This is a genomic window from Syntrophobotulus glycolicus DSM 8271 (assembly GCF_000190635.1).
In the GTDB taxonomy this organism is placed as follows: Bacteria; Bacillota; Desulfitobacteriia; order Desulfitobacteriales; family Syntrophobotulaceae; genus Syntrophobotulus; species Syntrophobotulus glycolicus.
This window is the reverse complement of record NC_015172.1, coordinates 1,609,315-1,633,468: the sequence shown is the minus strand read 5'-3', so window position 1 is coordinate 1,633,468 and position 24,154 is coordinate 1,609,315. Positions and strand designations below refer to the sequence as shown.

The window sequence follows — 24,154 nt, the reverse complement described above, 5'->3', positions numbered from 1 at the left end:
TTAAATAACAAGCTAATTAAACCCTGTCCAAAACGTATATGGCAAACATCCTTGGGAATCGTTGATTAAATCCATTATAAATAGCAAAAGTGCATACATATAAGGAATCAATTGAAAATCATACTTCAATCCTGTTTTTTTTCTATCGGCAGAGTTTGCCAGAAGTGATAGCGCCACAATGGAAAATATGTTAAAGTATAGACCCATTCTTCCACCAAAATTATCAATTCTGTATTGAAGCAAAAATAATATCGTTCCAAAAATCATTGTTTGGACAATAAAATATTGAGTTGCTTTAGAAGATCCTAATAAATTCTTTTTATAAACAATATAAAATATCAAACATAAACCTAATTGTAATACAATGCCTAATCCTATCGTTAGCTGAGATGTTACATGATAGTTGATCAAATATTTTTGAAAAAAACTTACGGAAGCAAATAAGTTGAGAAATTGATGCATAAAAAAAATAATTATAATAGGAAATACGTATTTAAAAACAGTTACAACCTTGTTACTTATACCAGTTTTTATTGAAATAAAATATAATACTATGGCAACGATTGACGATTTATGAAAACAAGCAGCAAGCAAAACAAAAATTAGATATTTAATAAATGACTTCTTTAAAATGTATTTACTGGCAAAGAAAATAATCGAGACAGCAAGCATTTGTCTGGCAATATTCATTGACAATAAATAGTACAAAGTGGTATACATAAACATCATCGTACTCATGCGAGTCTGTTTACGGTAAAAATAAATTCCTAAAACCATAAACAAATTAGTAAATACTGCATAAAAAGAAAATATCATTTGTGGTGAATCTAGCAAATCATGGGAAATGAAAGATAATACTCTAAAAGAATATTCTATATTAAAAAAACGTACACTGTCCGTAATGCTGCCAGCACCGACTATAATATCGTAGATAGTGGTATAGGTAGTATAGTCTAAACCAACTTCATATCTGAAGGCAGATGGCAAGGCTACGACTAGAAAAGCCAGAAAAACGAATAATTTTTGGAATATCCCTTCTTTTTCGGCCAGACGTATTAGGAGACTGGATAAAATTACGATCGAAACATACAAAAAAACACTGCTGAATAAAGATAATTCCATTCTAATCTCCCCTAGGGCAATTGGTTGCATAATTTTACTACATTTATAAAACCATCTTAATCCCAAATCTTTTCATCAACTGTAATGCAGATTTAAAAGGCAACCTATATGTCCCGTATTTGTTGTCGATATATCTTTCTTTATATAGTTTATAACATTCGAAGTACCTATCAATACGCCAATTGCAAAATCTAACCAAGCGTAGATAAAACATTATTGTTGAAATGGGCAATAAGCTTTTTGGTAAGGTAAGTCTTTTAACAATGAATGTATTTATATATATATTTCGGATATTTTCATAATTACTTGCTCTAGTGAAAGTACTAGGATCGTGAATCACCTTAATTTCTTCACAATAAGCAATATCAAGACCGTCCTTATAGGCGCATAAGCAGGCGTATCTCTCCTCCGAACCATAAAATAATTTTTCAGGATACAAATCTTTTGTTTTAACATAGTCCTTTCTAATGAAATGACTGGCTCCAATAAATGAAAATACTTTTTGAACGTTTCCTTTCTCACTTCGTTCTTTAAGCATGCATTTTTTTTTGAGGTCATTGATTTCCGTTGCAATGGCAAAAACATTGTGATTATTAAGCAAATAATAATAAGCATAACTCAATTTCTTACTATCTTCATCAAAATAGGCATCATCATCAATAAAATAAACGACTTTGCTATTTGCCATCTTAAAACCGTAATTTCTAGCACCAGCTACCCCTAAATTCTCGTGCATAAAAAAAGGCCGGATAATCACATGCTTAGGAGTTTCAAATTGTTCTACCATTTCCTTTGTTCCGTCATTTGAATTGTTGTCAACAATAATAATTTCACAATTCATATCTGCAAAAGACATACAAGATTTTAGTGTCTTCTCTAATTCCTTTTTCCGATTGCATGTAATAATTACAATCGATAAAAAATTTTCCATATACACCATATTCGATCATCCTTTATTAATCAAAAAATAATCATTGATATCTTTAATGTTTTTCTTACCCATATTTGCCATCGTATACCCTTGAATTTTATTCACATTATTAATTGACATCGCTTTGGCAAGCTCACCATTTTGCAGTATCATATTTATTTTATTTGCTAAAGCCTCCTGATCATCAACCGGAATAATGTACCCATTCACTCCATTCTCAATTAACTCTAGCCCAGCTATACACATATTGGTGGTTACTATAGGCAGTCCACAAGCCATTGCTTCATTAATTACAAGTCCCCAAACATCCCATCTGGTGGGCAAAACAAATAAATCTGAAGCTTTGTAATAATTAAAAAGATCCTTCTTGGGTTTATAATCTATTATTTTTATATTCTCCAATTTATTCTCATTAATATAGTCCATATAGCTTTGTTCCAGACTTCCTCCCCCAATTATCAGAAGCTGATAGTCTCTTTTTACATGTTTCCAAGCTTCAAGTAAAACATCAAATCCTTTACTAGGTATAAATCTTCCCACAGTTAGAACTATTTTTTTATTAATTAAATTCATTTGTTTTTTTAAATTTATTTTTTCATCTTCAGATAAAATTCCCTTCAAAATGTCCTCATCTTCTAGTGAAGTAAAATGATGGCATCTGATATTTTCTTCTTTCGCCCCATAAGTCAAAAAGTATCTTTTAGAAGACTCGCCTGAGCCAAAACATAAAGCAGCCCTACTTATAAGAAATTTTTTGATTAAAGATTTTAATATATTCTTGTTATTAATAAACTGTCCGTCACTATTTACAAAACAAGGAACATTATTTACAATACATGCCCACATTATCCGTACGCCATTAAATATCCCAATATTATAATTTAAAACAAAATCAAAATAGTTCAATTTTTTACAACATTTTATAAATTCTTTTTTTCCATTATTATTGTCAAGTAAATAATAATTAATTGTAGAATTTTTTATTACATAGTTTGGATTCCTTTCTTCATTTTCACTATTAAAAAAAACAGTCAAATTATATTCTTTTGCAAGTTCTTCCATAACCTTCACTCTATATGGTGAAGGAAATTCAGCAAAAACTAACCCTTTCTTTCTCATTCTACCTCCAAATTTTCAGGCGATTAATATATTTTATTAATATTTCTAAGAACGTAAAGCCCCTGTCCGCTCAATTTCCCCACCTATCTTTTCATGTTCATATATTTTAGCATCGACTAAAAACCTATACCAAAATATTCTTAGGAAATGATAAATCAGACCTTCTTTCCCGTCTAAAAATCCCAATTTTATAAAATAAATATAAATAAAATAAAATAATGGTCGTATAAATATTGGAAACTTATAATAAATCAATTTTTGCCGCCTGCGATTTTTAATATGCTCGTCGGATATCTGCTGTATGTTTTTATTTATTTTCATTTCTAAATAGTCCTGCATTTCTCTTGTTGCATACCAATTATGTTTATTTATCCAGTAATTAAGATTTTTAAAATCAAAATGCAGTGCATCATTATTTAATTCGATAGACTTTCCACAACTCAATGTCGTTTGCTCATCCATATTTCTTTGCTCTATTCGTCCAATTCCAAATTTAAACAACATCAGCTTTCTAAACGGATAAACAGAACCATGTCTCATCCATCTTCCTAAAAAGAATACTCTAAGCCGTAAAACAAATCCATTCACATCATCATCATTATGCTCTGCAATAGCTTGTTTGGCTTCTTCAGACAACTCATGTGTGAACCTTTCATCAGCATCCAATCTAAGCGCCCATTTTGTAGCTATATTAGTATTGTCCAGCCCCCAATTAAACTGTTTAGCATAATTTTCAAACTCATGAAAATAAACATCAGCGCCGAGACTTTTCGCTATCTCAACCGTATTGTCACTGCTCCCGCTGTCAATTACAACAATACGGGAAACAAAATTTTGAATTGATTTTATACAATCTCCTATATTCTTACTCTCATTCATAGTAAGAATTATCGCTGTTACATCTGACATCATATATTCTCCATCTTATATAATATGTAGGATAATTCTAAAATTAGATATTCCATATTTCATTGATATACTTTTCGATCGAAACATCTTTAACCAGATATTTCATATAATAATCCCTGCCTTTCGGCCCCATAGCTCTTATACTGTCCTTTTCATCTATGGACTGTCTTATCAATGCTTTGATTTCCTCATATTTGCCAGGCTCGGCCAGTATCCCGCATCCGGATTCTTTGATCAGTATTCTTCCCTCAGTGCCCTCTTCTAAAACACCAATTGCCGGTTTTCCCGCAGCCATTACTCCATAAAGCTTACTGGGCATGGAAACCCCCTTAATACCTTTTGCATTAATAACCCAGTGAATATCCGCTGCGTTTAAACTATAAATCAGATCTTTCTTTGCTTGATACGGAATAAAAATGACATTATCCAGTTGATTTTTTTCTTTATACGAAATAAGTTTTTCCTTGATTGAACCTTGTCCTACAAAAGCAAAAACGACATTGGGTTCGTTCTTAAATTCTTTTACTATTTCAAAAATTTTTTCCAGATCATAATACAAGCCGATATTACCGGAATACATGATAACGTATTTATCGGAAAGCCCATGCTCCTCTTTAAACTTAATTATTTTGGGATGCTTATCATCCAAAGGATAAATCTCCGTTTCATCTACCCAACTGTTAATACAGCAAGCTTTTGGCACCTTTTTCCCGGAAAATCTCTTAACCAAAGTTTCCAACATATCCCTGCCGACAACAATAACTTTATCCGTTCTTCTGCAGGAAAACTTATCCAGCCACATCATTAAACTTAAGACGGCTTTATTTTCACTGTATCTTACTGCGATCGTTTGTTCAGGATTATAATCCTGGATATTATAGATCAGCTTAGCATGTTTAATCCATTTCCCGATCACTCCGAGCAACCCACCCAGTATGGGAGGCTGAGATAAAGTGAAAATATAATCCTGTTTCCCCACCTTAAATGTTGCTACAATCGCAAAGAAGAAATAAGCAAGAATATTTTTGATTCTGCTTACTTTACTTTCTTTTGAAAATTCCGGAACTTTTATTTGAACGACATTGATGTCATTAATTTTCTCGTGATAAAATCTTTTTGTCTTGTATTCCGGCAATATTTTTCCAGTATAGCTTGGCACTACACAGATTACTGTTATTTCAAATATGCCAGCCATGCCTTCCGCCAATTCGGTCAGCATCTGAGATGTTGAGGCCACATCCGGATAATAATAATGGGCATAGATTAGCATTTTCCTTTTTAATACTTTATTATCCATTTTACTTCCTTTTCCTTCAATTATATTACATCCAAGACACAATTGTAACAGTCTTTTATTCTCTGATTACACCTTTTTTGAGTAACAAATTCCCGTATAACGCTTTTTCTCCGGTTTGAATGATTGCATAAGCCTGTCTGCTTTGACGATAGAATTCTTGACGTTCTATTTGCAGCATCTTTACTCCATACTGATATGTCTCAGCCACTTTTTGAAACCTGTTCCATATTTCAGGTATTCCAAGATATTGATCTCCTTCTTCCACCGCCATCAGCCTCATCGGAGCATCAACTAAATGGTCTAGGGGAAACAGCTTTAATATTGCAGCCAAAAGGCTACACGCATCAATACCCGGACACTGGAGCACGATTCTCCCCATGCTTGCCGCCGGAAAATTGGCATCAGCAATAAGGATATCATCTCCATGACCCATCTCGCATAATATTTTTAGTAATTCAGGTGATATTAATGGTGATATTCCTCTTAACATATTAACCTCACATTTATTCTTCTAACCCTAAAATAAATCTATTAATTGCATAGGCAACTCCGTCTTCTTCATTTGAAAATGTAATGAAATCCGCAACTGCTTTCGTTTCTGGATATGCGTTTTCCATAGCAACTGCAAACCCTGCATATTTGAGCATTGGTATATCATTCAGTCCGTCGCCGCAAGCCATGAGATGCTCCCTATCTGTTTCCAAATGCTCTAACAATTTAGCCAGTGCTGATGCTTTTTCGACACCAAGTGGACCTATTTCCATAAAATACGGCTCAGAAAGAAAAACACTCAGTTTTTTTTCAAATTTATCTTGCAGATATTTTAATGCTGCTTTCAACTCATTGGCTTCGCCTACGATCATGAATTTAGTGACATCATAATCGACAAAACTTTCTAAACTTTCTACCTGACGGATAGGAATTGTATTATTGTAAGCTTCTTTGATCACATATGAAGCATCAGCACATTCAGTAACCACGCCATGAGTATCGTAGGTCAAAGCGCTGACCCCAAAAATACGGGCACATTCACAGATTTCATGAAAATATTCCTTAGGAACAGTTTGTCTAACGATATCTTTTTTCGTTTTACAATCTATAATGTGTCCTCCGTTATAAGCCAGAATATATCCTCCCAATTCCGACAATCCAAGCTCATCTGCCAATTTTCGGATTCCAAGGACAGGCCTTCCTGAAGCTAAAACAATAGAGACTCCTTTTTCTATTGCTTTCTCGACGGCGGTTTTCGTTTTTTCAGTAATTATCTTTTTCGAATTTGTCAAAGTGCCATCCAAGTCTAGTGCTAAAACACGATAATCCATCAATACTACTTACCTTTCTTAAACATATATGCCTATATCTAATATAGATTGTTTACTAATAATGCCGACAATTCTCTCTTCTTTAACTACAGGTATAGAATGAATGTTTTTCTCCATCATAATCTTTAGGGCATCAACAGCCATTTCCTCCGAGTTTATATACACGGGAAATCTATTAACCATATCAAATATTGTTGTTTTATATATATCGGATCCCATATTAATAGCACGTTCTATCTCCCCATTGGTAATAATCCCGATTAATTTCTTTGTTTTATCAACAACGGCCACTACATCTGCTCCCGTTCTGCTAAAAGCAATTATTGCCTGTTTCAATAAGGAGCCTTCATTAACCGTATCTGATTCCATAAGGTGCTTCATAAGGTCAGAAACTCGAATGGTTAACTTTTTTCCTAATGACCCTGCCGGATGATACAAGGCAAAATCCTGTTTACCAAAATTGATCGTCTCAGATGCTGCAATCGCCAGAGCATCCCCATAGACCATAGCAACTGTAGTACTCGCAGTAGGTGCCAACCCCAGCTGACAAGCTTCTTTAAGGTTTTCAAATACTTGAACAATGGCACTATTATGAGCCAATGTTGAATTACCGTTGTTCGTTATGCCAATAATAGGAGCACCGATTATCCTGATATTAGGCAGTATTTTTATTATTTCATCACTCTCACCGCTATAACTAATTGCTATTACCACATCCTGCTTCTGTATCATACCTAAATCGCCATGCATAGCCTCACCAGGATGAACAAATATTGTTGGAACTCCAAGACTGGACATTGTAGCTGCAATTTTTCCTCCAACATGCCCACTTTTCCCCATGCCAATAATAATAATTTTTCCCTGACAGTTAAGAATCAAGTCCAATATTCTATCAAAAGTTTCATCCAGATTGTCAGCTATCTTTTGCAATGCACTAATTTCAGCATCAAATACACGTTTTGCTATTTCTATCTTACTCATGTTATTTTCCATCCTTAACATCAATAACAAAGGTACTATCCCAAACTTCAACACCACAATCTTGAAAAACGGACTTCAGCCTTGCTTCAAGTTGTGATTTTGAAACACCTTTTTTCAATATGACTTGTAAGAATCCGCCGCCGCCAGCTCCACAAATGCTTTTACCATCTAACAAGTCAGCACAGACATCAAAAATAAACTCAATACAGGTATTAGAAGCACCCTTATCCAGCTTCTTAACTAACTCAAACTGTTCCGAAATATATTTGGCAAAAGCTGTCACATCTCCACGTTCCAACTCATATTTCATCAAAACGCAAATATGCCGTATTCTTTCTAAAGATGCCATAGCAACCCTATCATTTCTTATGCATTGGTTTAATTCTTCACGCAGAACATTACGTGCTAATCTTCTCTGTCCAGAAAAGATCAATACAAATCTATCCTGCAATTCCTGCAATATATTTGGCTCCAAGTGTAAGTAATCGACTTTAATGCTTTGGTATATGCCAGGTTTTGACCTGATCAACTTAATACCTCTGGTCAGGCCGCCAACTTGATCCTGCCAACCGCCACCTGTTGACATCAGTTGCTCAGCAGCAAAGACTTGCGCATAAATACAATCATCACTGATATCTTGATTAAGGATTTGGTTGACTGCTTTTACACAAGCTGCAGCAACAATACTACTTGTACCAAGACCAGAACCTATTGGCACTTCTGCAGATGTCGATAAACATAACCCTCCGCCAATTCTATCCAAAATATTTAACAAAGAGAATTTTTCACTATCCAAAGGAATAAGTCCTGTTGCCACTAAAACGGCTTTATGAAGAGCAAACGTATCAAATGGATTACCGTTATTTCTGATTTCATCAATATCAGTATATGTTCTACTTATTTTCAAATCTATGCTTTCAAAGGTGACAACTTTTTCAGACAATCTTTTAACAATAACACGAATCGGGTTCTTTCCTTTCAACAACAGGGCGGCATCAAGCATTGTGCCCCCATGTTCAAGACAATACGGCGCTGCATCTGAAGGACTGCCGCAGAAATTCACTCGTATAGGCAATTCAACTTCAACTTTATCCGTTATAAAAGTAGCCTTACTTGGATCAAACGGATGCTTATCCATAGCAGCACCAATAACACTATCTCTAATCGCCTGGTATGCTTTATCCTCATATTCTTCTGCCTTAAGTCCAAGTAAATTTGTCCTGCTCTCATTACATAGGGCGGATAATGCCAAATAAATACGCATTTTTAGCTGGTATGAGGAATTTCTAGACTTTTCTAATAATGCCAAAGCCTCTTTTTCAAGATTCTCTCCTTTGTCCAGAACTAGAAGTGCTTCAGCCATTTCTTCGTTTTGCTCCAGTAAAAAAATACATTTATAAACGCGGATTGCAATCTCAATTTGCTTCCGCCATTCTAATGTTGCTTTTGTATCCGCTGAATTGAAACTGGATTTTAAACTTGTACGATCCGTTTTTATCCATTCTATGACTTCATAATCTCTTGCAGTTTCAGCGGATATCCTATAGATTAAAAAGGCATATTGAATTGCTTCAGCCATTGTTCCACATATAGGATACAATTTTGCATTCCATAAGGATGGCGGAGTTTCATCCCAGACATCAAGATTCTTCAGCCTATATTTGTCCAAGATTTTGCGCAATGTCGTGTTTAGAAAACGTCCATCTGCTGAACTCTTTGGATTATCATTGATTCCATAAATCCTGCAAACATATTTTCCGTCTTTTAATTGAAGACAATGGAGCACAACTTCGTCAGGAACTTTTTCATCTATTAATTCTATACCTGAAATAATTGAATTTTTGCCAATTGTCACTTCAGCCCCAATAATACTGTCCTCTAAATAACTTTGGCTGTTAATTTTCGCTTTTGGCATAATCAAACAATTACTAACTGATCCTTTATGTTTATCTTCAAGATTACAAAGAACTATTTTATCCCATCCTAAGTAATGATACTTTATGATATCTTTAACCATTAAATCAAAAAGTTCATTTGTGGTTCCGAAATGAATATAACGCGCTGGAGTCATCCTAACCAGTTTCATAGAAAAGCCATATAAGCACTTCCAGATATCATTCCTGCAATCGGTCAATTCCATCGAAAAAGCACCCTCCGGTGCTTCTCTCTGATACTCTTCCAAAGTACAATTTTGGGCCAGAGGAAAAACAAAATCCGCATAAAAATTCAAACTAACCGTATCATTGATAAATCTATTGCATTTTTCTTCGTCAATTTTCCCATCAGTACTTATAAGGTTCAACAACTCTTGCATGATATTACCACCGAACCAGATGAACCCTGTATCAACATCAACTTGATTTTCTCCATTTACTGCTCCTTTTGCCTTTAATACAGACTCAGGCTGTTTATGGAGAAACTCAGATACAAGATTATTTTCGCCATTAATAAATACTCCGTGGTCTTTTCCTTCTGTTACACTCGTCTTAATGGATAATGCAGCAGAGTCTGCCGATTTTAAATCTAACTGAAGCGGATTAAAAACAATGACCGTATCTCCCGGAATTACTAAGAGACCGCTATTCATCCGTCCCGGAATACCCGATAAAGATATGATCAGCTCATCGAAAATTGCTGAACGCTTACCATTAGGCAGAAGCCTTGGGACAGGAGAAAACAATTTGCCGCAGGCTGAATACTGCGGGACACGTTTACTATCCCCCCCTGAATGTAAAATAGCAATTTTCATCTCTTTAATGTTCTGGTTCCCTTGCTTCTTTTCGTTTATGTATTTTAATGCATTCAAGGTCGCTCCGCCGGAACCGACTCGCTTACCTTCAGGATCGGCTATTATTGCGAATTTTGTTTTTAAAGGCAGGCTTCCTTCAATCTTTCTCTTATCAATTTCTATTTGGTAAGCTTCGGCCTGACGGTCATTAGATGCAGTAATAATAATCCAATCCCAACTATCCGCTTTTTCAGTGCTTACTGAATAGATGTAATCACTCCAGGCATCTTGATAGGTTTGCGATAAAAAAGTTTGAGATATTTCATTTTCATTCATATACTATCCTCCAGCCAATTAATGATATCATCCTACTAGATATTACTGGGTATCCAACATGACAATTCCGTTGCTTTGGTGCCTATAACGGATTTCATTGCATGATCCTTCAGTACGCCGATTCCTTCTTCACGACCAGCCATACCGTCTTATAAAGAATAGAAATATCCAGCCAGATTGACCACTTGTCAATGTACTGGGTATCCAGGGCGACGATCTGGTCAAAATCCTTAATGCTGCTTCGCCCATTGATCTGCCAGAAACCCGTAATACCCGGCTTAATACTGATCCGGCGCCAGTGTTCAATATCATAATTGGCCACCTCATCCAGGGTTGGCGGGCGGGTTCCTACCAGGCTCATCTCTCCTTTTAGCACATTGAAAAACTGGGGCAGCTCATCCAGACTGGTCTTGCGCAAAAAATCTCCAATCTTGGTAATTCTGGGATCGTCTTTAATCTTAAAAAACGTACCGTCTTTGTATTCATTTAATGCTTCAAGTTTTTTCTTTTTTTCCTCGGCATCGATACACATGGTCCTGAATTTATAACAATTAAAAATCCGCCCATACCGGCCGACTCTTTTTTGTTTGAACAGGATCGGCCCGGGGGAATCAAGCTTAATAGCCGGCACAATAAAAACGGCACAAATTAAAGTCAGGATAATGCCGACCAGGGCCCCGGTAATATCGATGGTCCGTTTCATTACCTTGCGGAGAGGGTTAAGCGAGACCGTGTGATAGGTCAGCATCGGGATCGGTCCGAGCATGGAAACATAGACACGGGCTAAGCCAGGGTTATAATTCATCACATTCTGGACGGTCAGACCCATTTGCAGACACAAGTTCATATGCTTCTCTATTTCACCGGTATAGCCTTTGGGAAAAGCAAAAATTACCTGATCGACAACTTGTTCTTTCAGGATATTTTCCAGATTATCCAGCTGCCCCAGGCACAATTCCTCCCCGATAGACTGCTCTCCGATCGGGATAATCCCAATGATATTGTAATGGATATTTGTTTTTTGCAGGTAATGGGTAAACACATGATAAGTTTCATCCGAGCATACTAAAATAATTCTATTCTTATCCATCGACGGATTCCAATAGCGGCTGATCAGCCTGAACGCCCAGCGTTCCAGAAACATCATCACCAGGCACAGCGTTAAAAATATACTGATAAACAGCCGGCTCGTATTTGTCTCCTTGATAAAGAAAAAGAGAGAGAGAACAAGCAATCCCGCAAAAAAAGTAGCCCAAAAAACATTGCGGAATATCCGGTCAAGATAGAAAAAAGTCGTATTGTTATACATGCCCCGAAAATTCATTGCCGCAATCCATAACGGAACAAATATAATTAAAATCCACAAATAATCATAGAGACTTCGAAGCGAGCTAAAATTCAAAGCGATCATGTAGGATAGACTGTAAGTCAAAATTAAAAAAAAGATATCAATGGGGAGCTGTACGATATTGGCATAGGCAAACCTGTTTCTTTTGTCCATGTTTTCACCCTTTATTATTTAGTTCATAGAAATTTCATCTATTTTTTCATTACAAAACATTACCAAATCATAGTTATAACTTACTTTTTCAGCAAAAATAGCTAAATAATGTTTTATCTTATTCTCTGAAAAAACAAAAAATCCTCCATGATTAACAAATATTTAAATTTGAGTAATTTTTAACAAGTTGGGACTGCGATGAACTCAATCTTAAAAATATATATACACCATTATACACATTTTTTGTGCTGATTTACATTCTATCTTGATTGCTTTTAATTGAAAAAATCTGGAATCTCAGCTTTACTTTATCCTCTCCAGTCGGTATAATGTAAGCAAAATATTTTGGGTATTTTGGGGCTTGAAAGCGATTATCTTAAGATAGTCGCTTGATTTATTCCTTAATTTATTCGTAAAGAAGGTCAGGTTTGAGAAAGTGACGATGATCGACAATCCATTTTTACCTGTCAGTATCGAAGAGATGACCGCCAGAGGCTGGAATCAGCCTGATTTTATTTTAGTCAGTGGCGATGCCTATGTTGATCACCATAGTTTCTGCACGGCAGTAATTTCCAGGGTATTGGAAAATGAAGGCTTCAAAGTGGGCATCATCGCCCAGCCGGACTGGAAAAGCGCCCATGACTTCAGGCGGCTGGGTCAGCCGAGACTGGGTTTTTTGGTCACCGCCGGGAATATGGATTCTCTGGTCAATCATTATACAGTCAATAAGAAACCGAGAGAAAAAGATTATTATTCCCCGGGCGGAAAAACGGGATTACGACCTGACCGGGCGACAATCGTCTATTGCAACAGAATTCGGGAAGCCTACAAAAATATCCCTGTGATCATCGGCGGAGTAGAAGCAAGTTTAAGAAGATTTGCCCATTATGATTATTGGAATGATACCGTCCGCAGGTCTATCCTGATTGACAGCGGCGCTGACTTACTGGTCTATGGGATGGGGGAAAAACAAATCGTTGAAATCGCCCGCTGCTTAAATGACGGCTATGAGGTTCAATATATCCGCCATGTTTCAGGGACCTGCTTTATTGTTGAAGAAAAAGACCTGGCTTCCCTTGGTCAATATCGGGAAATCCCGTCTTTTAAAAAAGTCTCGGATGAAAAAGAAGCCTATGCGGAAGCGTTTAAGCTTCAGTACCGGGAGCAGGATCCGCTTAAAGGCAAAGTCCTTGTTCAGCGGCACGCCAACAAATACCTCGTTCAAAACAGGCCTCAGATCCCTCTTAACCGGTCAGAATTGGATCAGGTCTATTCCCTGCCTTACACCAGAAACAGTCATCCCATCTACGAAAAACAAGGGGGAGTCCCGGCCCTGGAAGAGGTCAGATTCAGTATTGTCAGCTCAAGAGGGTGTTTCGGCAATTGCGCCTTTTGTTCAATCGCTTTTCATCAGGGCAGAATCGTTCAGAGCAGGAGTTCCCAATCTATTATCAATGAAGCGGTGAAGATGACAAGCCTGGAAGATTTCAAAGGGTATATCCATGATGTCGGAGGACCCACGGCCAATTTCCGGCAGCCCGCCTGTCGAAAACAGCTTTCAGAAGGGGTTTGTCAAAGCAAAAATTGTTTATCTCCTTCCCTCTGTAAAAACCTTGATGTTGACCACTCCGACTATTTAAACCTTTTACAGCAATTAAGAAATCTGTCCAAAGTCAAAAAAGTCTTTGTCCGTTCAGGCTTAAGGTATGATTACATTATGGCGGAGAAGAACGGCAAATTTCTTAAAGAGCTGGTGAAGCATCATATCAGCGGCCAGCTTAAGGTAGCGCCGGAGCACGTTTCCGCGGAAGTATTAAAGTACATGAGAAAGCCCGCGGGAAAAACATTTGACCAGTTCAGGAAAACGTATATGCACTTGAATGAAACCTTAGGGAAAAATCAGTTTCTCGTTCCTTACTTTATGTCCAGCCATCCCGGAAGCACCTTAGCGACAGCCATAGAACTGGCGGAATACTTAAGAGATATTCATTATCAGCCCGAACAAGTCCAGGATTTTTACCCCACACCCGGAACCCTGTCCACCACCATGTACTATACCGGAATTGATCCTCTGACGGAAGAAACAGTCTATATCCCTAAAAAAAAGACTGAAAAAGCGATGCAAAGGGCCCTTTTGCAATATCGGGATCCCAAAAATTATCATTTGGTTTATTCAGCCTTGTTTCAAGCCGGCAGATCCGACCTGATCGGTTTTGGGCCAAAATGCCTGATCAGACCAAGAAGAAAGGCTGCAGAGAATAAAAAACCTCAAAGCCATCCGACCAATCACAGAAAGAAGCAAAAGCAGCGGGGTTAGGCACATTACGCCTTACCCCGCTGTCTTTTTAGGAAGATCAGTCCTTTTGTCCCCCACCCCAGTCTCAGTCTGTGGTGGCGGAAACAGTTGAAGAATAGGAGCTTAGCTCGCCGCCCCTGTAAGCTCTCACCCGATAGGAATAGGTTTTCCCCGAGGAAAGGCCGGTATTGGAATAATATTCAGTTCTTACCGTCGCGATCTTGGTATAAGCTCCCCCCGCTACGGACCGATAAACATAATATGCTGTGGCTCCGCTTACTTCATCCCAGGTCAGCTCTATCTCATCTGAGTCCACAGCGGTTGCTTCCAGATCATCAGGAGCATCGAGCACGATTTTGGTTGTTGCGTGGTCTTTGGCGGAATATGCGCTTGTCCCGTAACTGTTGCGGGCCTGAACCTTGTAATAATAAGTGGTATCCTCTTTTAAACCGTGGTCCGTGTAACTGGAAGAGGTTACTGTCCCAATCTTGGAATAATTCCCGCTTGATGACTTTGCTCTGTAAACATCGTAGGCCACAGCATGACTGACTGAATCCCAGTCCAAGTCTATTTCACTGGAACTGGAAGCCTTTACGGTGAAATTGGCGGGGACAGAGGGGACAACACGGTCAGGGGCAGCGGGAGTTTCAGGAGAGCTTGATACCATACTGGCCAGGCTTTTGAGAAAATTGTCCGAAATCACTCCGCTCCCGCCCAAGCCTACGATTTTTTCAATGTTTTTCCCTTCTAAATAACTTTTGGCGGACTGGTTCAGGGAATTTTTTGTCAGGATAATCGGAGCTTTATTTTTGGCCGCCAAAGCCGAACCTGACAAGGCATCCGGATAATTGACACCGGTAGAAAGGTAGCAGGTTGCAAAATCAAAATCACTGTCAAAGGTTTTCAGGATATTCAAGTTGGTTTCATACCTGTCGGTTCCGCTGATCCGGGCCGGTGCAGGAAGCGAATTGTAAACGGTATTGCTTACCGCCGCGGAACCCCCGATAACATAGGTACTGCTAATATTGTCCTTTAAGTATTGTTTTAGAGCAGGCGGAGTATAATCTCTGGCCGTGAGGAGGATAGGATACCCTTTGATGGCCGCGATCGAAGAAATCGACAAAGCGTCAGAAAAATTGTCCCCGTTGGTAATCACCGCCTTATCCGTCTGACTGAGAAGAGCCCTGGCCACCAGAACAGATGTCTCATAACGGTCATTCCCGGCGATCCTGACAACGGCAATCCCCATCCCTTTAATTGCCAGTTCCACGTTGGAAGCGATCACTCCGGTTCCCCCGACAATAAATACCTGTTTAACCTGAAGCCCGGACAATTGATTTTTGGTTTGGTCGTCCAATTTGTACTTTGAGGTCAATAAAACAGGAGCATTGTAGGTTTGGGCGAGAGGAGCGCTGCACAAAGCATCGGGGAAATCTTCCCCACTGACGACCACTGCATAATAAGAGGACGACCATCCGGATTTAGCGACCGCCGCCGAAGTCCCATATCTGTTTTGACCGGCTAAACGCACTGTGCTTCCTGATATGGAACCGGCTGTCCCCGTCGTCACATAGGCCACGGAAGACTCCTCACTTGTCTCTTCACTGTGATGAGCTCTCACTTTATAATAATAGGTCGTCTTATCCATAAGACCGGTATCCGAATAAGACTCTGTCGTGGCCGTACCTATTTTGGTATAGGTGCCATTGTATGAAGTGGATCTGTAAACATAATATGACGCGGCATCTAAAACCGAATCCCAGGTCAGGTATATTTTACCCGAACCTTGCGCGGTTGCCGTGAGCTCTGAAGGGGCGTCAAGCGTACTCGCTTCCTCAAAGGTCGTCGCACTGTCCATCCTGGAGAAGTTGCCCAGACCAATTTTATTATATGCCCTGATTTTGTAATAATAGGTCCTGTCTGCGATCAGACCGGAATTTGTATAATACGTTTCTTTCACTTTTGCGATTTGAGTATAGGAGCTATCTGAAGATGTCGACCGGTAAATGTAATATTCTGTCGCATCCCTGGCGGCATCCCAGGTGAGCTCGATTTCAGCGGGACCGGTAGCCGCTGCTGAAAAATCACCCGGCGTCCCCGGTTCTTCCGTCGGCGCTGCCGTTTTCGCTGACGTTTCCCTGGAATACTCGCTTGATCCGCTGCTGTTGTATGCCTTAATTTTAAAGTAATAGGCAGTGGATGGAGCCAATTCTTTTGTTTTATTTTTATAGGATGTTGTCGTTACTGTGGCTTGTTTTTTATAAGAACCGTCTAATGATGTCGCCATATAAACATAGTAGCCGGTTGCGTCATCGACAGGATCCCATTCTAGTTTTATCTGACTGGAACTGACCGTAGTCGCTTTAAGCTTCTCTGGTGCTGACGGAACAGCCGCCACAACAGTATTTGGAAACAGCAATAATGACATCACCAAGGTGAGCACCAGACAAACTGGTCTCAGTTCTGCTTTTTTCATTCTTTCAATCCCCTCTTTTCTCTTTACAGAATTCTCTTCATTTCTCTTCTCTGGTATATTATTCGACTTCCAAAACCCCTTCCCTTCTTTTTCCAATAAAAAATGCAAAAACTACATTTCAAAAATAAACAATAACCGGCCTCCCGGCCGGTTACGCTCTGGCTCCTGTCTGCTAAAAAGCATTCGCATCATAGCAGACAAGCCTTGTGTTTAAAACTCTATGAAGAAATATCCTTCTTATTTTATGCTGTCAAAGGTCTTTCTGACTTCAATTAAAAATTGTTCAGTATTGACCGTTTTTTTGTTCGGAAGCTCAGAAATCAAAGAAAGGTCTTTTGTCATCAGGCCGGCTTCAATCGTCTTCAGAGAAGCACTTTCCAGCTTATCGGCAAATAAAACCAGGTCTGCCAGCCCGTCCAGTTCTCCGCGTTTTCTTAAAGCCCCTGTCCAGGCAAAAATCGTAGCCATCGAATTGGTGGATGTTTCTTCCCCTTTTAAGTGCCTGTAATAATGCTGTGTAACCGTACCGTGGGCTGCTTCAAATTCGTAATTGCCTTCCGGAGAAACCAAAACGGAAGTCATCATAGCCAGGCTGCCAAAAGCTGTCGCCACCATATCGGACATGACATCTCCGTCGTAGTTCTTGCAAGCCCATAAATAACCGCCTTCCGACCGCATTATGCGGGCAACGGCATCATCAATCAGGGTATAGAAATATTCAATATTGGCCGCTTTAAATTTATCCTGGTACTCCTTCTCGAAAATCTCCTGGAAAATATCCTTAAATGTGTGATCATATTGTTTCGAAATGGTGTCTTTGGTGGAAAACCAAAGATCCTGTTTGATGTCCAAAGCATAATTAAAACAAGCGCGGGCAAAGCTGGCAATCGACTGGTCTAAATTATGCATTCCCATCAGAACACCTTTGTCCTTAAACTCAAAGATGGTTTGGCGGGATTCTTCCCCTTTTTGATTGGTGAACACAAGTTCTGCTTTTCCCGCTTCTTCCACCCGGTACTCGACATTTCTGTAAATATCCCCGTAGGCATGCCTGGCGATCGTAATTGGTCTTTTCCAATTGGATACTAAAGGGTGGATTCCGTTGACAATGATGGGAGAACGAAATACAGTGCCGTCTAAAATAGCCCTGATTGTTCCATTGGGACTTTTCCACATCTGCTTAAGGTCATACTCCTTCATTCTCTGCCCATTGGGAGTTATGGTTGCGCATTTGACTGCCACGCCATATTTTTTCGTGGCCAGGGCCGCATCAACTGTAATTTGATCATCGGTTTCATCCCTTTTGGGCAGCCCCAGGTCAAAATACTCTGTTTTCAGGTCAATATAGGGCACCAGCAGGATTTCTTTAATAGACTTCCAGATGATTCTGGTCATCTCATCTCCATCCATCTCTACGAGCGGAACATTCATTTGAATCTTTGCCATTTTTTCCTCCTTAAAGATATGTATCAATAAAAGCTTCTCCTCCAGCAGCCAACATCAGCGTCAGGAATATTATACTATAGATAAGATTCCGATTTAACAAGATTAAGCAAGTATACAGTATAAGGAAAGGTCAGCTCCGGTTATTGCCGTCTTTTTTCCTGACCAGCCGTTTACTTGTGCAAGCAGAACATCCACAGTCCGAATGCCCTGTGTGGATAATCCTGCCTTCACCGTCAACATCAACAATTTCTATCGATTCCAATTGTTTCCGGAAATTTTCCCGGAATACGCCCAAATATTCCTGGCGAAGCTGCTGCTGTTCCAGCTTTTCCTCTTCTGTCAGGCCTTCAGCCTGAGATTTCCTGTATAACTCGTTAATCCTTTGCATTCTCTCTTCATGAGTCATCATCAAAGCCCCCTTATCACCATAGTTCAATGAAAAAAGAACCATATCATTTTACTAATATAGTTCTTCTTTACTCGTGTATTTCCTTCTTGGCCCTGCCTACCAGCCTCTGGAGCTGCCTCCGCCGCCCCCGGACCCGCCGCCTCCGCCAAATCCACCACCTCCGCCGAAGCCGCCTCCGCCGCCTCTTCGGAACAGCATTCCCAGGATCATTCCAAAGATAAACCCGTTCAGATAACGGTGATCCAGGTAGAAAAGCGGAATAAGCAGAATAAGGATCAGAATGATCGCCCAAAGAGGCATTTGACCGGCATTTTCATCTGTAGTAGAAACAGGCAGAGCCTGCGGGTCCTGAATATCGATCGCAACCTGATATTCCTTGGCGACCTCCTGCAGGACTGCGCTGTACCCATTTAAGATTCCCTGGTTATAGTCATTGTTTTTAAAATAGGGAATCATATAATTGTCCTGGATTTGTCCGGTCTTCGCATCAGGCAAAGCCCCTTCCAGTCCATAACCCACTTCTATCCTTGACAATTTATCCTGTGGAGACACAAGAATCAACAGACCGTTATTCAGCTTCTGGTCCCCGATGCCCCATCCCCTTAAGACCGCCAATGCATAATCTTCCAGAGAAGCCCCATTCAGACTGCTGACGGTGAGCACGACGACCTGCGCTTTCGTTTTCTGCTGCAAGGCGGCAGATGTCTGGATAATCGTTTGTTCCGTGCTCTGATCAAGAACATTGGCCTGATCCAAAACATAAAACTGACTGCCGGGCTGGGGAATGGATATTGCCGCCAGCCCTGAAGACGAAACAATCAGAATAGAAAACAGTACAGACAAGGCAAGAAGGGATATTCTCTTCATGTAGTCCCATTCCCTTCATTCTCTACCTATTTCGAAAAATCAACGTTCGGAACATTGGCTGCACCTTCATCAGCTTTAAAATAATCTCTTTCGTCAAAACCAAAAATGTTGGCATAAATCAGGGTAGGGAAAGTTTTTATTTTTGCATTATAAGCCTGAACCGCATTATTATAATCCATCCTGACTGTAGCAATACGGTTTTCTGTCCCGGCAAGCTCATCCTGAAGGGCACGGAAGTTGGCGTCCGATTTTAACTGAGGATAGTTCTCAGCTATTGCCAATAATCTTCCGACCGCGCTTGTTAAGGCCTGATCAGCCTGTGCTGTCTCACTTGCCGTAGCATTTCCCTGTACCGTTCCCGCCAGTTTGGCCCGGGCATCGGAAACCTGACCAAAGACTTCCTGCTCCTGAGCGGCATATCCCTTGACTGTTTCGACCAAATTAGGAATCAGATCAAGCCGGCGCTGCAGCTGATTTTCAACCTGAGCCCAACTGCCGTCAACACTTTCCGACATTTTTACAAGATTATTATACCCGGAAACAAGCAGCATAACCAAAACTACAACAATACCTGCCGCAATTAACCACTTCTTCATCATTAACCCTCCTGTTTTTCCCTTTTGCTTCATCTTCGATAAGCCTAAGATCTTCTTTATTATATCATTTGAAAGAGGAAAATCATAAATGAAAAAGGGAATTTTCAAAAACTGCTCTGTTCTTCTTCCCGCAAAAGCTTGCTTCGGAATTCCAGAAGCCTTTCTTTCCTTTCCCTGGTGACTGCCGGATATTGAGGATTGATCTTTTCGAGCGTATCAATGATCGTTTCTGAAATGATGAAGTGTCCAAACCACTTTTTATCGGAAGGCACGACATACCATGGAGCAATCCTTGTTGCCGTGGCATTGATCGCATCATGATAGGCCCTTTGGTATTCTTCCCAGTAATCACGCTCAATCATATCAGAATCGGAGAATTTCCAGTTTTTCTGATCATCCTCTATTCGTTCCAGGAAACGTTTCTTCTGCTCTTCCTTGGAAATATGAAGAAAAAACTTTATGACTCTTATCCCGTTTTCGTACAGGTATCTTTCATAATTTTTGATCTGCTGATAACGCTGCTCAAATATTTTATCTGTCTTACACCTGTCAGGCAGATAAGACTCCTGATATAATTTGTGCACTTTGCCAACTAATACATCCTCATAATAGGAACGGTTGAATACTCCTATTTTCCCTCTCTCGGGAATCACCCGCATAGACCTCCACATATAGTCATGGTCAAGCTCTTCGGACGAAGGCTTTTTAAAATTATGAACATTTATTCCCTGGGGGTTCACCCCGCCCATGACATGCTTAACAGCACTGTCCTTACCTGACGCATCCATACCCTGAAAAATAATCAACAGTGCTTCCTTATTTTCTGCATAAAGCCTGTCCTGCAATTCCTGCATCTTAAGCAAGTTCGTATGGTGTAATTCTTCTACTTCATTCTTAAGCTGGAACTTCCCGGTCTGGGCCGGATCAAATTGCTCAATGACAAAAGGTTTATTTCCGAAAAAACAATAGTCTTTCAGGTTCATCCTCTTTCCCCTTCTCTTTGTTGCAAGATTCTAAGAAACAGCTCCCGCTCATTTAAACATTACCCAAATAAACATTTTTCAGCCCGTTTTTCCGGCCTGTTTCTTTTGCCATGTTCATTGTTTCCAATGGAGTAACAGGGGTATCGGTCATTTTCCAGGCCGGAAAAAACCTGCTGATATGCCAGGGCACTTCAGGACTCAGCTCTGCCGCAATAAACCGGGCGATATTTTCGATTTGGCCGGCCTGATCATTTACACCCGGAACCAGCAAAGTTGTTATTTCAATATGGACACCTGCAAGATAAAGATATTTCAGGCTTTCCATAACATATCCTGCTTTACCGCCACAGTATTTTTCATAAACACTGTCGTCCGGTCCTTTAAAATCAACATTGGCCGCATCGAGAAAAGGTGTAACCAACTGCATGGTTTCCATAGACAGATATCCATTTGTTACCCAAATATTTTTTAAACCATTATCTCTGGCCAGTTTCATGGTTTCCAGAGCATATTCCACATAAATAGTCGGTTCAGAATAAGTATAGGAAACAGAAAGACAATGATGGGCAAGAGCCCGCTTAACATGTTCCTCCGGCAAAATATCCAGTCCCTGAACCAATTTATGCGGTTTGGGACTTTGGGCGATCTCCCAGTTCTGGCACCAGGAACAGCGAAAATTGCAGCCTGCTGCGGCGAACGAATAGGTCTTGGTGCCGGGCAGAAAATGAAAAAGAGGTTTTTTCTCAATAGGGTCGATATTTACCGCTATGGTTTTACCATCATTCAAGGCCCAAAGTATTCCTTTATTGTTTTCCCGGACCCCGCAAATTCCCCTTTGACCATCGGCAATCATACAGCGCTGATTGCATACTGCACATTTCACCTTATTCTCATCTATCTTTTGGTACAGCACTGCCTCCTTCATTTTAGGGCCTCCTGAACTTTCGCCAGTATCTTTCTTCTTAATTATTTGAATTTCCCCCGATATTTAATCCTATCTTTCTGCCAAGGCCAGGCGAATGCCGATCACCGCAAAAATACTTGCCTTCAGCAGGTTGATGCAGCCGGCGACCCGGGGTTGATTCAAGAACTTTCGGCCAAAGCTCCCCGAACATACGGCAATACCTGTCATGATGATTACCGCCTGCAGCATAAATATCAGGCCTAATAAAACAAATTGCCCGGGAATATTGCCATTCTGCGGTTGAACAAACTGAGGAAGGAACGCCAGAAAAAACAAAGCAACCTTAGGGTTTAGGACATTCATGAAAATGCCTCTGCGATAGAGCGAAAAACCTGTCTGTTTTTCCACCTTATCTTCAATCGCCATAACATTTCTTTCTTTAATTGCCTGGCATGCCAAGTATATCAGATACAAAGCCCCGATATATTTCATCAGCCGGAAAGCCAGATCAGATTGGTATAAAATCGCTGAGATGCCCAATGCCGCAGCCATAGTATGGACAGTGATCCCCGAACACAAACCCAGTGCTGTTGCGATTCCTGCTTTACGTCCATGGGATACACTTTGGGCAACTACAAACAGATTATCAGGGCCGGGTGCAATTGTCAGCAGAATAGATGCTCCAATAAATGAAACAAGCGCTGAAAAACTTAGCATAGTTCTCTCCCTTATGTTTAATTCCTGTGTTCACTGTTTACTATTCGGATTCCTTAATCATCGTATCATACTATCCCGCTTTTTAAACAGCCTTGATTTGATTTGATCAACAATTTAAGATCATCACAGGAAAATCAGCAGGGAAGTCGTCGTACCTAACAAAGCTCCGGCCAAAATATCCGTAGGATAGTGCTGCCCGAGATAAATTCGCGAAATCCCTACAAGCGCCGCACATAAGATCAACGGAAATTCCAGCTCCGAATAATATAGAGAGTAGCTTACGGCAAGTGAAAAGGCAGCGGTGGTATGTCCGGAAGGAAAGGAGTGATCTTTCCAGACTTTGTCACCGATATTTGTACATGCAATTACCTTATACGGCCTTGGCCTGCCAAGCATTTTTTTGATCATAAACCCAATGAAAAAACTCACAAATAAAGAAGTTGCTCCTTTGAATGTAACCGCCTTTAATTCTTCATCACCGAAAATCCCAAGCAAAGCTACAACAAATATGGTAAAGTAAGCTCCCCCCATCAAAGTCACGAGCGGCATAATCTTATCCAGGAATTTGCAGTTAATTTTGTGGTTTAAATAGATAAACATATTAATATCGCCTATTCCAATCATACGCAAAATGCTTTGCATTTGTTTTCCTCCACGGGGAAATTTTCAGAGCTCTTTTTGAGGTATCTTCTTTAGATTTATTATACTTTACAAATATAAAAATTTCGTTAATATTTTGTAAAAGTTATTGTTCTCTCAAACACCTATGTTCTCTTCCATCCAGAGTCAATACTCCTGAAAAAATACCATTTAGATGTAAGAACGAGCAATGATGAGAAATAATCAGCCTTAATGATTGCGGAATCATTAGCTGATAGAGATTAGTTTCTTTCCAGTAATTAAACGATAATCTGCCAAAATTTGATCCTATACTTTTTTAGATGATCGGTCTAATATTGGTATAATTAAAGATGAAATCATATGAAACGCTGAATCTTTGAGCGGGGGAACCAATTGCTTAATTTAAGCCGGGGTGAATCACCATGTGTGTAGGGTTAATCCATTCGACCCGAATCCGTCAGCTAACCTCGTAAGCGTTGAAGGAGGAAAAAAAGTGAACATTCCTTAGATTTTTTATGGCCTTTTTTCAACCCCTTCGGGGTTTTTTTTGTTTGAATCTATTGATAAAAATCCATTTATAAATCAGAGGTGTT

General features: G+C 39.7%; 20 protein-coding genes and 1 riboswitch. Of the genes, 1 reads left to right on the top strand and 19 read right to left on the bottom strand.

The window, feature by feature from the left end:
* Positions 1-12: 12 nt before the first annotated feature.
* The 10 genes from SGLY_RS07995 to SGLY_RS07950 form a co-directional block, all read right to left on the bottom strand.
* Positions 13-1,122, bottom strand: a complete 1,110-nt coding sequence (locus SGLY_RS07995) for an EpsG family protein (protein WP_013624773.1) — start codon at positions 1,120-1,122, stop codon at positions 13-15.
* Positions 1,123-1,165: 43 nt separating this feature from the next.
* A complete protein-coding gene (locus tag SGLY_RS07990; RefSeq protein WP_013624772.1) occupies positions 1,166-2,062 on the bottom strand; it encodes a glycosyltransferase family 2 protein in 897 nt (298 codons plus the stop codon).
* Positions 2,063-2,068: 6 nt separating this feature from the next.
* Complete coding sequence (locus SGLY_RS07985; RefSeq protein WP_013624771.1) at positions 2,069-3,172, bottom strand: glycosyltransferase family 4 protein; 1,104 nt, start codon at positions 3,170-3,172, stop codon at positions 2,069-2,071.
* A 45-nt stretch (positions 3,173-3,217) separates the two neighbouring features.
* Positions 3,218-4,081 (bottom strand): glycosyltransferase family 2 protein, encoded by an 864-nt coding sequence (locus SGLY_RS07980; protein WP_013624770.1) that lies wholly within the window; start codon positions 4,079-4,081, stop codon positions 3,218-3,220.
* A gap of 43 nt (positions 4,082-4,124) precedes the next feature.
* Complete coding sequence (locus tag SGLY_RS07975; protein WP_013624769.1) at positions 4,125-5,378, bottom strand: glycosyltransferase family 4 protein; 1,254 nt, start codon at positions 5,376-5,378, stop codon at positions 4,125-4,127.
* A 55-nt stretch (positions 5,379-5,433) separates the two neighbouring features.
* Positions 5,434-5,868, bottom strand: a complete 435-nt coding sequence (locus SGLY_RS07970) for an RbsD/FucU family protein (protein ID WP_013624768.1) — start codon at positions 5,866-5,868, stop codon at positions 5,434-5,436.
* A 13-nt stretch (positions 5,869-5,881) separates the two neighbouring features.
* Positions 5,882-6,700, bottom strand: a complete 819-nt coding sequence (locus tag SGLY_RS07965) for a Cof-type HAD-IIB family hydrolase (protein WP_013624767.1) — start codon at positions 6,698-6,700, stop codon at positions 5,882-5,884.
* 18 nt (positions 6,701-6,718) lie between these two features.
* Positions 6,719-7,681, bottom strand: coding sequence for a KpsF/GutQ family sugar-phosphate isomerase (locus SGLY_RS07960; RefSeq protein ID WP_013624766.1), 963 nt, complete (start codon positions 7,679-7,681; stop codon positions 6,719-6,721).
* 1 nt (position 7,682) lies between these two features.
* Positions 7,683-10,745, bottom strand: coding sequence for a fucose pyrophosphorylase domain-containing protein (locus tag SGLY_RS07955; RefSeq protein WP_013624765.1), 3,063 nt, complete (start codon positions 10,743-10,745; stop codon positions 7,683-7,685).
* A 109-nt stretch (positions 10,746-10,854) separates the two neighbouring features.
* The gene (locus SGLY_RS07950; protein WP_013624764.1) at positions 10,855-12,246 is read right to left on the bottom strand and encodes a sugar transferase; all 1,392 of its coding nucleotides are present in this window, start codon (positions 12,244-12,246) and stop codon (positions 10,855-10,857) included.
* A 442-nt stretch (positions 12,247-12,688) separates the two neighbouring features.
* Between SGLY_RS07950 and SGLY_RS07945 the strand changes: the two genes are divergently transcribed.
* The gene (locus tag SGLY_RS07945; protein WP_013624763.1) at positions 12,689-14,563 is read left to right on the top strand and encodes a YgiQ family radical SAM protein; all 1,875 of its coding nucleotides are present in this window, start codon (positions 12,689-12,691) and stop codon (positions 14,561-14,563) included.
* Positions 14,564-14,627: 64 nt separating this feature from the next.
* Here the strand turns inward: SGLY_RS07945 and SGLY_RS07940 are convergent, their stop codons facing one another.
* From SGLY_RS07940 to SGLY_RS07900, 9 genes are all read right to left on the bottom strand, one after another.
* The gene (locus SGLY_RS07940) at positions 14,628-17,018 is read right to left on the bottom strand and encodes a cell wall-binding repeat-containing protein (RefSeq protein ID WP_013624762.1); all 2,391 of its coding nucleotides are present in this window, start codon (positions 17,016-17,018) and stop codon (positions 14,628-14,630) included.
* Between the two features lie 237 nt (positions 17,019-17,255).
* On the bottom strand, positions 17,256-18,464 hold the full coding sequence (locus SGLY_RS07935; protein ID WP_013624761.1) for an NADP-dependent isocitrate dehydrogenase: 1,209 nt from the start codon (positions 18,462-18,464) through the stop codon (positions 17,256-17,258).
* Positions 18,465-18,594: 130 nt separating this feature from the next.
* Positions 18,595-18,873, bottom strand: a complete 279-nt coding sequence (locus SGLY_RS17555; RefSeq protein WP_013624760.1) for a DUF896 domain-containing protein — start codon at positions 18,871-18,873, stop codon at positions 18,595-18,597.
* A gap of 96 nt (positions 18,874-18,969) precedes the next feature.
* On the bottom strand, positions 18,970-19,740 hold the full coding sequence (locus tag SGLY_RS07925; RefSeq protein WP_013624759.1) for a TPM domain-containing protein: 771 nt from the start codon (positions 19,738-19,740) through the stop codon (positions 18,970-18,972).
* Positions 19,741-19,766: 26 nt separating this feature from the next.
* Positions 19,767-20,336 carry a LemA family protein gene (locus SGLY_RS07920; protein WP_013624758.1) on the bottom strand — a complete coding sequence of 190 codons (570 nt, stop codon included), beginning with the start codon at positions 20,334-20,336 and terminating at the stop codon, positions 19,767-19,769.
* 104 nt (positions 20,337-20,440) lie between these two features.
* A complete protein-coding gene (locus SGLY_RS07915; RefSeq protein ID WP_013624757.1) occupies positions 20,441-21,319 on the bottom strand; it encodes a polyphosphate kinase 2 family protein in 879 nt (292 codons plus the stop codon).
* 52 nt (positions 21,320-21,371) lie between these two features.
* Positions 21,372-22,244: an AmmeMemoRadiSam system radical SAM enzyme gene (gene amrS / locus SGLY_RS07910; protein WP_013624756.1), complete on the bottom strand. Its 873-nt coding sequence runs from the start codon at positions 22,242-22,244 to the stop codon at positions 21,372-21,374.
* A gap of 69 nt (positions 22,245-22,313) precedes the next feature.
* Complete coding sequence (locus SGLY_RS07905) at positions 22,314-22,940, bottom strand: LysE family translocator (RefSeq protein ID WP_013624755.1); 627 nt, start codon at positions 22,938-22,940, stop codon at positions 22,314-22,316.
* A gap of 123 nt (positions 22,941-23,063) precedes the next feature.
* Positions 23,064-23,582, bottom strand: coding sequence for a phosphatase PAP2 family protein (locus SGLY_RS07900; RefSeq protein WP_013624754.1), 519 nt, complete (start codon positions 23,580-23,582; stop codon positions 23,064-23,066).
* A 335-nt stretch (positions 23,583-23,917) separates the two neighbouring features.
* Positions 23,918-24,052, top strand: a riboswitch (cyclic di-AMP (ydaO/yuaA leader).
* Positions 24,053-24,154: the final 102 nt, after the last annotated feature.

Coding starts and splice junctions, on each gene's coding strand:
- SGLY_RS07995 (WP_013624773.1), bottom strand. CDS start 1,122: ATGGAATTATCTTTATTCAGCAGTGTTTTTTTGTATGTTTCGATCGTA.
- SGLY_RS07925 (WP_013624759.1), bottom strand. CDS start 19,740: ATGAAGAGAATATCCCTTCTTGCCTTGTCTGTACTGTTTTCTATTCTG.
- amrS (WP_013624756.1), bottom strand. CDS start 22,244: ATGAAGGAGGCAGTGCTGTACCAAAAGATAGATGAGAATAAGGTGAAA.
- SGLY_RS07960 (WP_013624766.1), bottom strand. CDS start 7,681: ATGAGTAAGATAGAAATAGCAAAACGTGTATTTGATGCTGAAATTAGT.
- SGLY_RS07980 (WP_013624770.1), bottom strand. CDS start 4,081: ATGTCAGATGTAACAGCGATAATTCTTACTATGAATGAGAGTAAGAAT.
- SGLY_RS07920 (WP_013624758.1), bottom strand. CDS start 20,336: ATGAAGAAGTGGTTAATTGCGGCAGGTATTGTTGTAGTTTTGGTTATG.
- SGLY_RS07900 (WP_013624754.1), bottom strand. CDS start 23,582: ATGCAAAGCATTTTGCGTATGATTGGAATAGGCGATATTAATATGTTT.
- SGLY_RS07915 (WP_013624757.1), bottom strand. CDS start 21,319: ATGAACCTGAAAGACTATTGTTTTTTCGGAAATAAACCTTTTGTCATT.
- SGLY_RS07955 (WP_013624765.1), bottom strand. CDS start 10,745: ATGAATGAAAATGAAATATCTCAAACTTTTTTATCGCAAACCTATCAA.
- SGLY_RS07975 (WP_013624769.1), bottom strand. CDS start 5,378: ATGGATAATAAAGTATTAAAAAGGAAAATGCTAATCTATGCCCATTAT.
- SGLY_RS07940 (WP_013624762.1), bottom strand. CDS start 17,018: ATGAAAAAAGCAGAACTGAGACCAGTTTGTCTGGTGCTCACCTTGGTG.
- SGLY_RS07935 (WP_013624761.1), bottom strand. CDS start 18,464: ATGGCAAAGATTCAAATGAATGTTCCGCTCGTAGAGATGGATGGAGAT.
- SGLY_RS07965 (WP_013624767.1), bottom strand. CDS start 6,700: ATGGATTATCGTGTTTTAGCACTAGACTTGGATGGCACTTTGACAAAT.
- SGLY_RS07985 (WP_013624771.1), bottom strand. CDS start 3,172: ATGAGAAAGAAAGGGTTAGTTTTTGCTGAATTTCCTTCACCATATAGA.
- SGLY_RS07950 (WP_013624764.1), bottom strand. CDS start 12,246: ATGGACAAAAGAAACAGGTTTGCCTATGCCAATATCGTACAGCTCCCC.
- SGLY_RS07990 (WP_013624772.1), bottom strand. CDS start 2,062: ATGGTGTATATGGAAAATTTTTTATCGATTGTAATTATTACATGCAAT.
- SGLY_RS07945 (WP_013624763.1), top strand. CDS start 12,689: ATGATCGACAATCCATTTTTACCTGTCAGTATCGAAGAGATGACCGCC.
- SGLY_RS07905 (WP_013624755.1), bottom strand. CDS start 22,940: ATGCTAAGTTTTTCAGCGCTTGTTTCATTTATTGGAGCATCTATTCTG.
- SGLY_RS07970 (WP_013624768.1), bottom strand. CDS start 5,868: ATGTTAAGAGGAATATCACCATTAATATCACCTGAATTACTAAAAATA.
- SGLY_RS17555 (WP_013624760.1), bottom strand. CDS start 18,873: ATGATGACTCATGAAGAGAGAATGCAAAGGATTAACGAGTTATACAGG.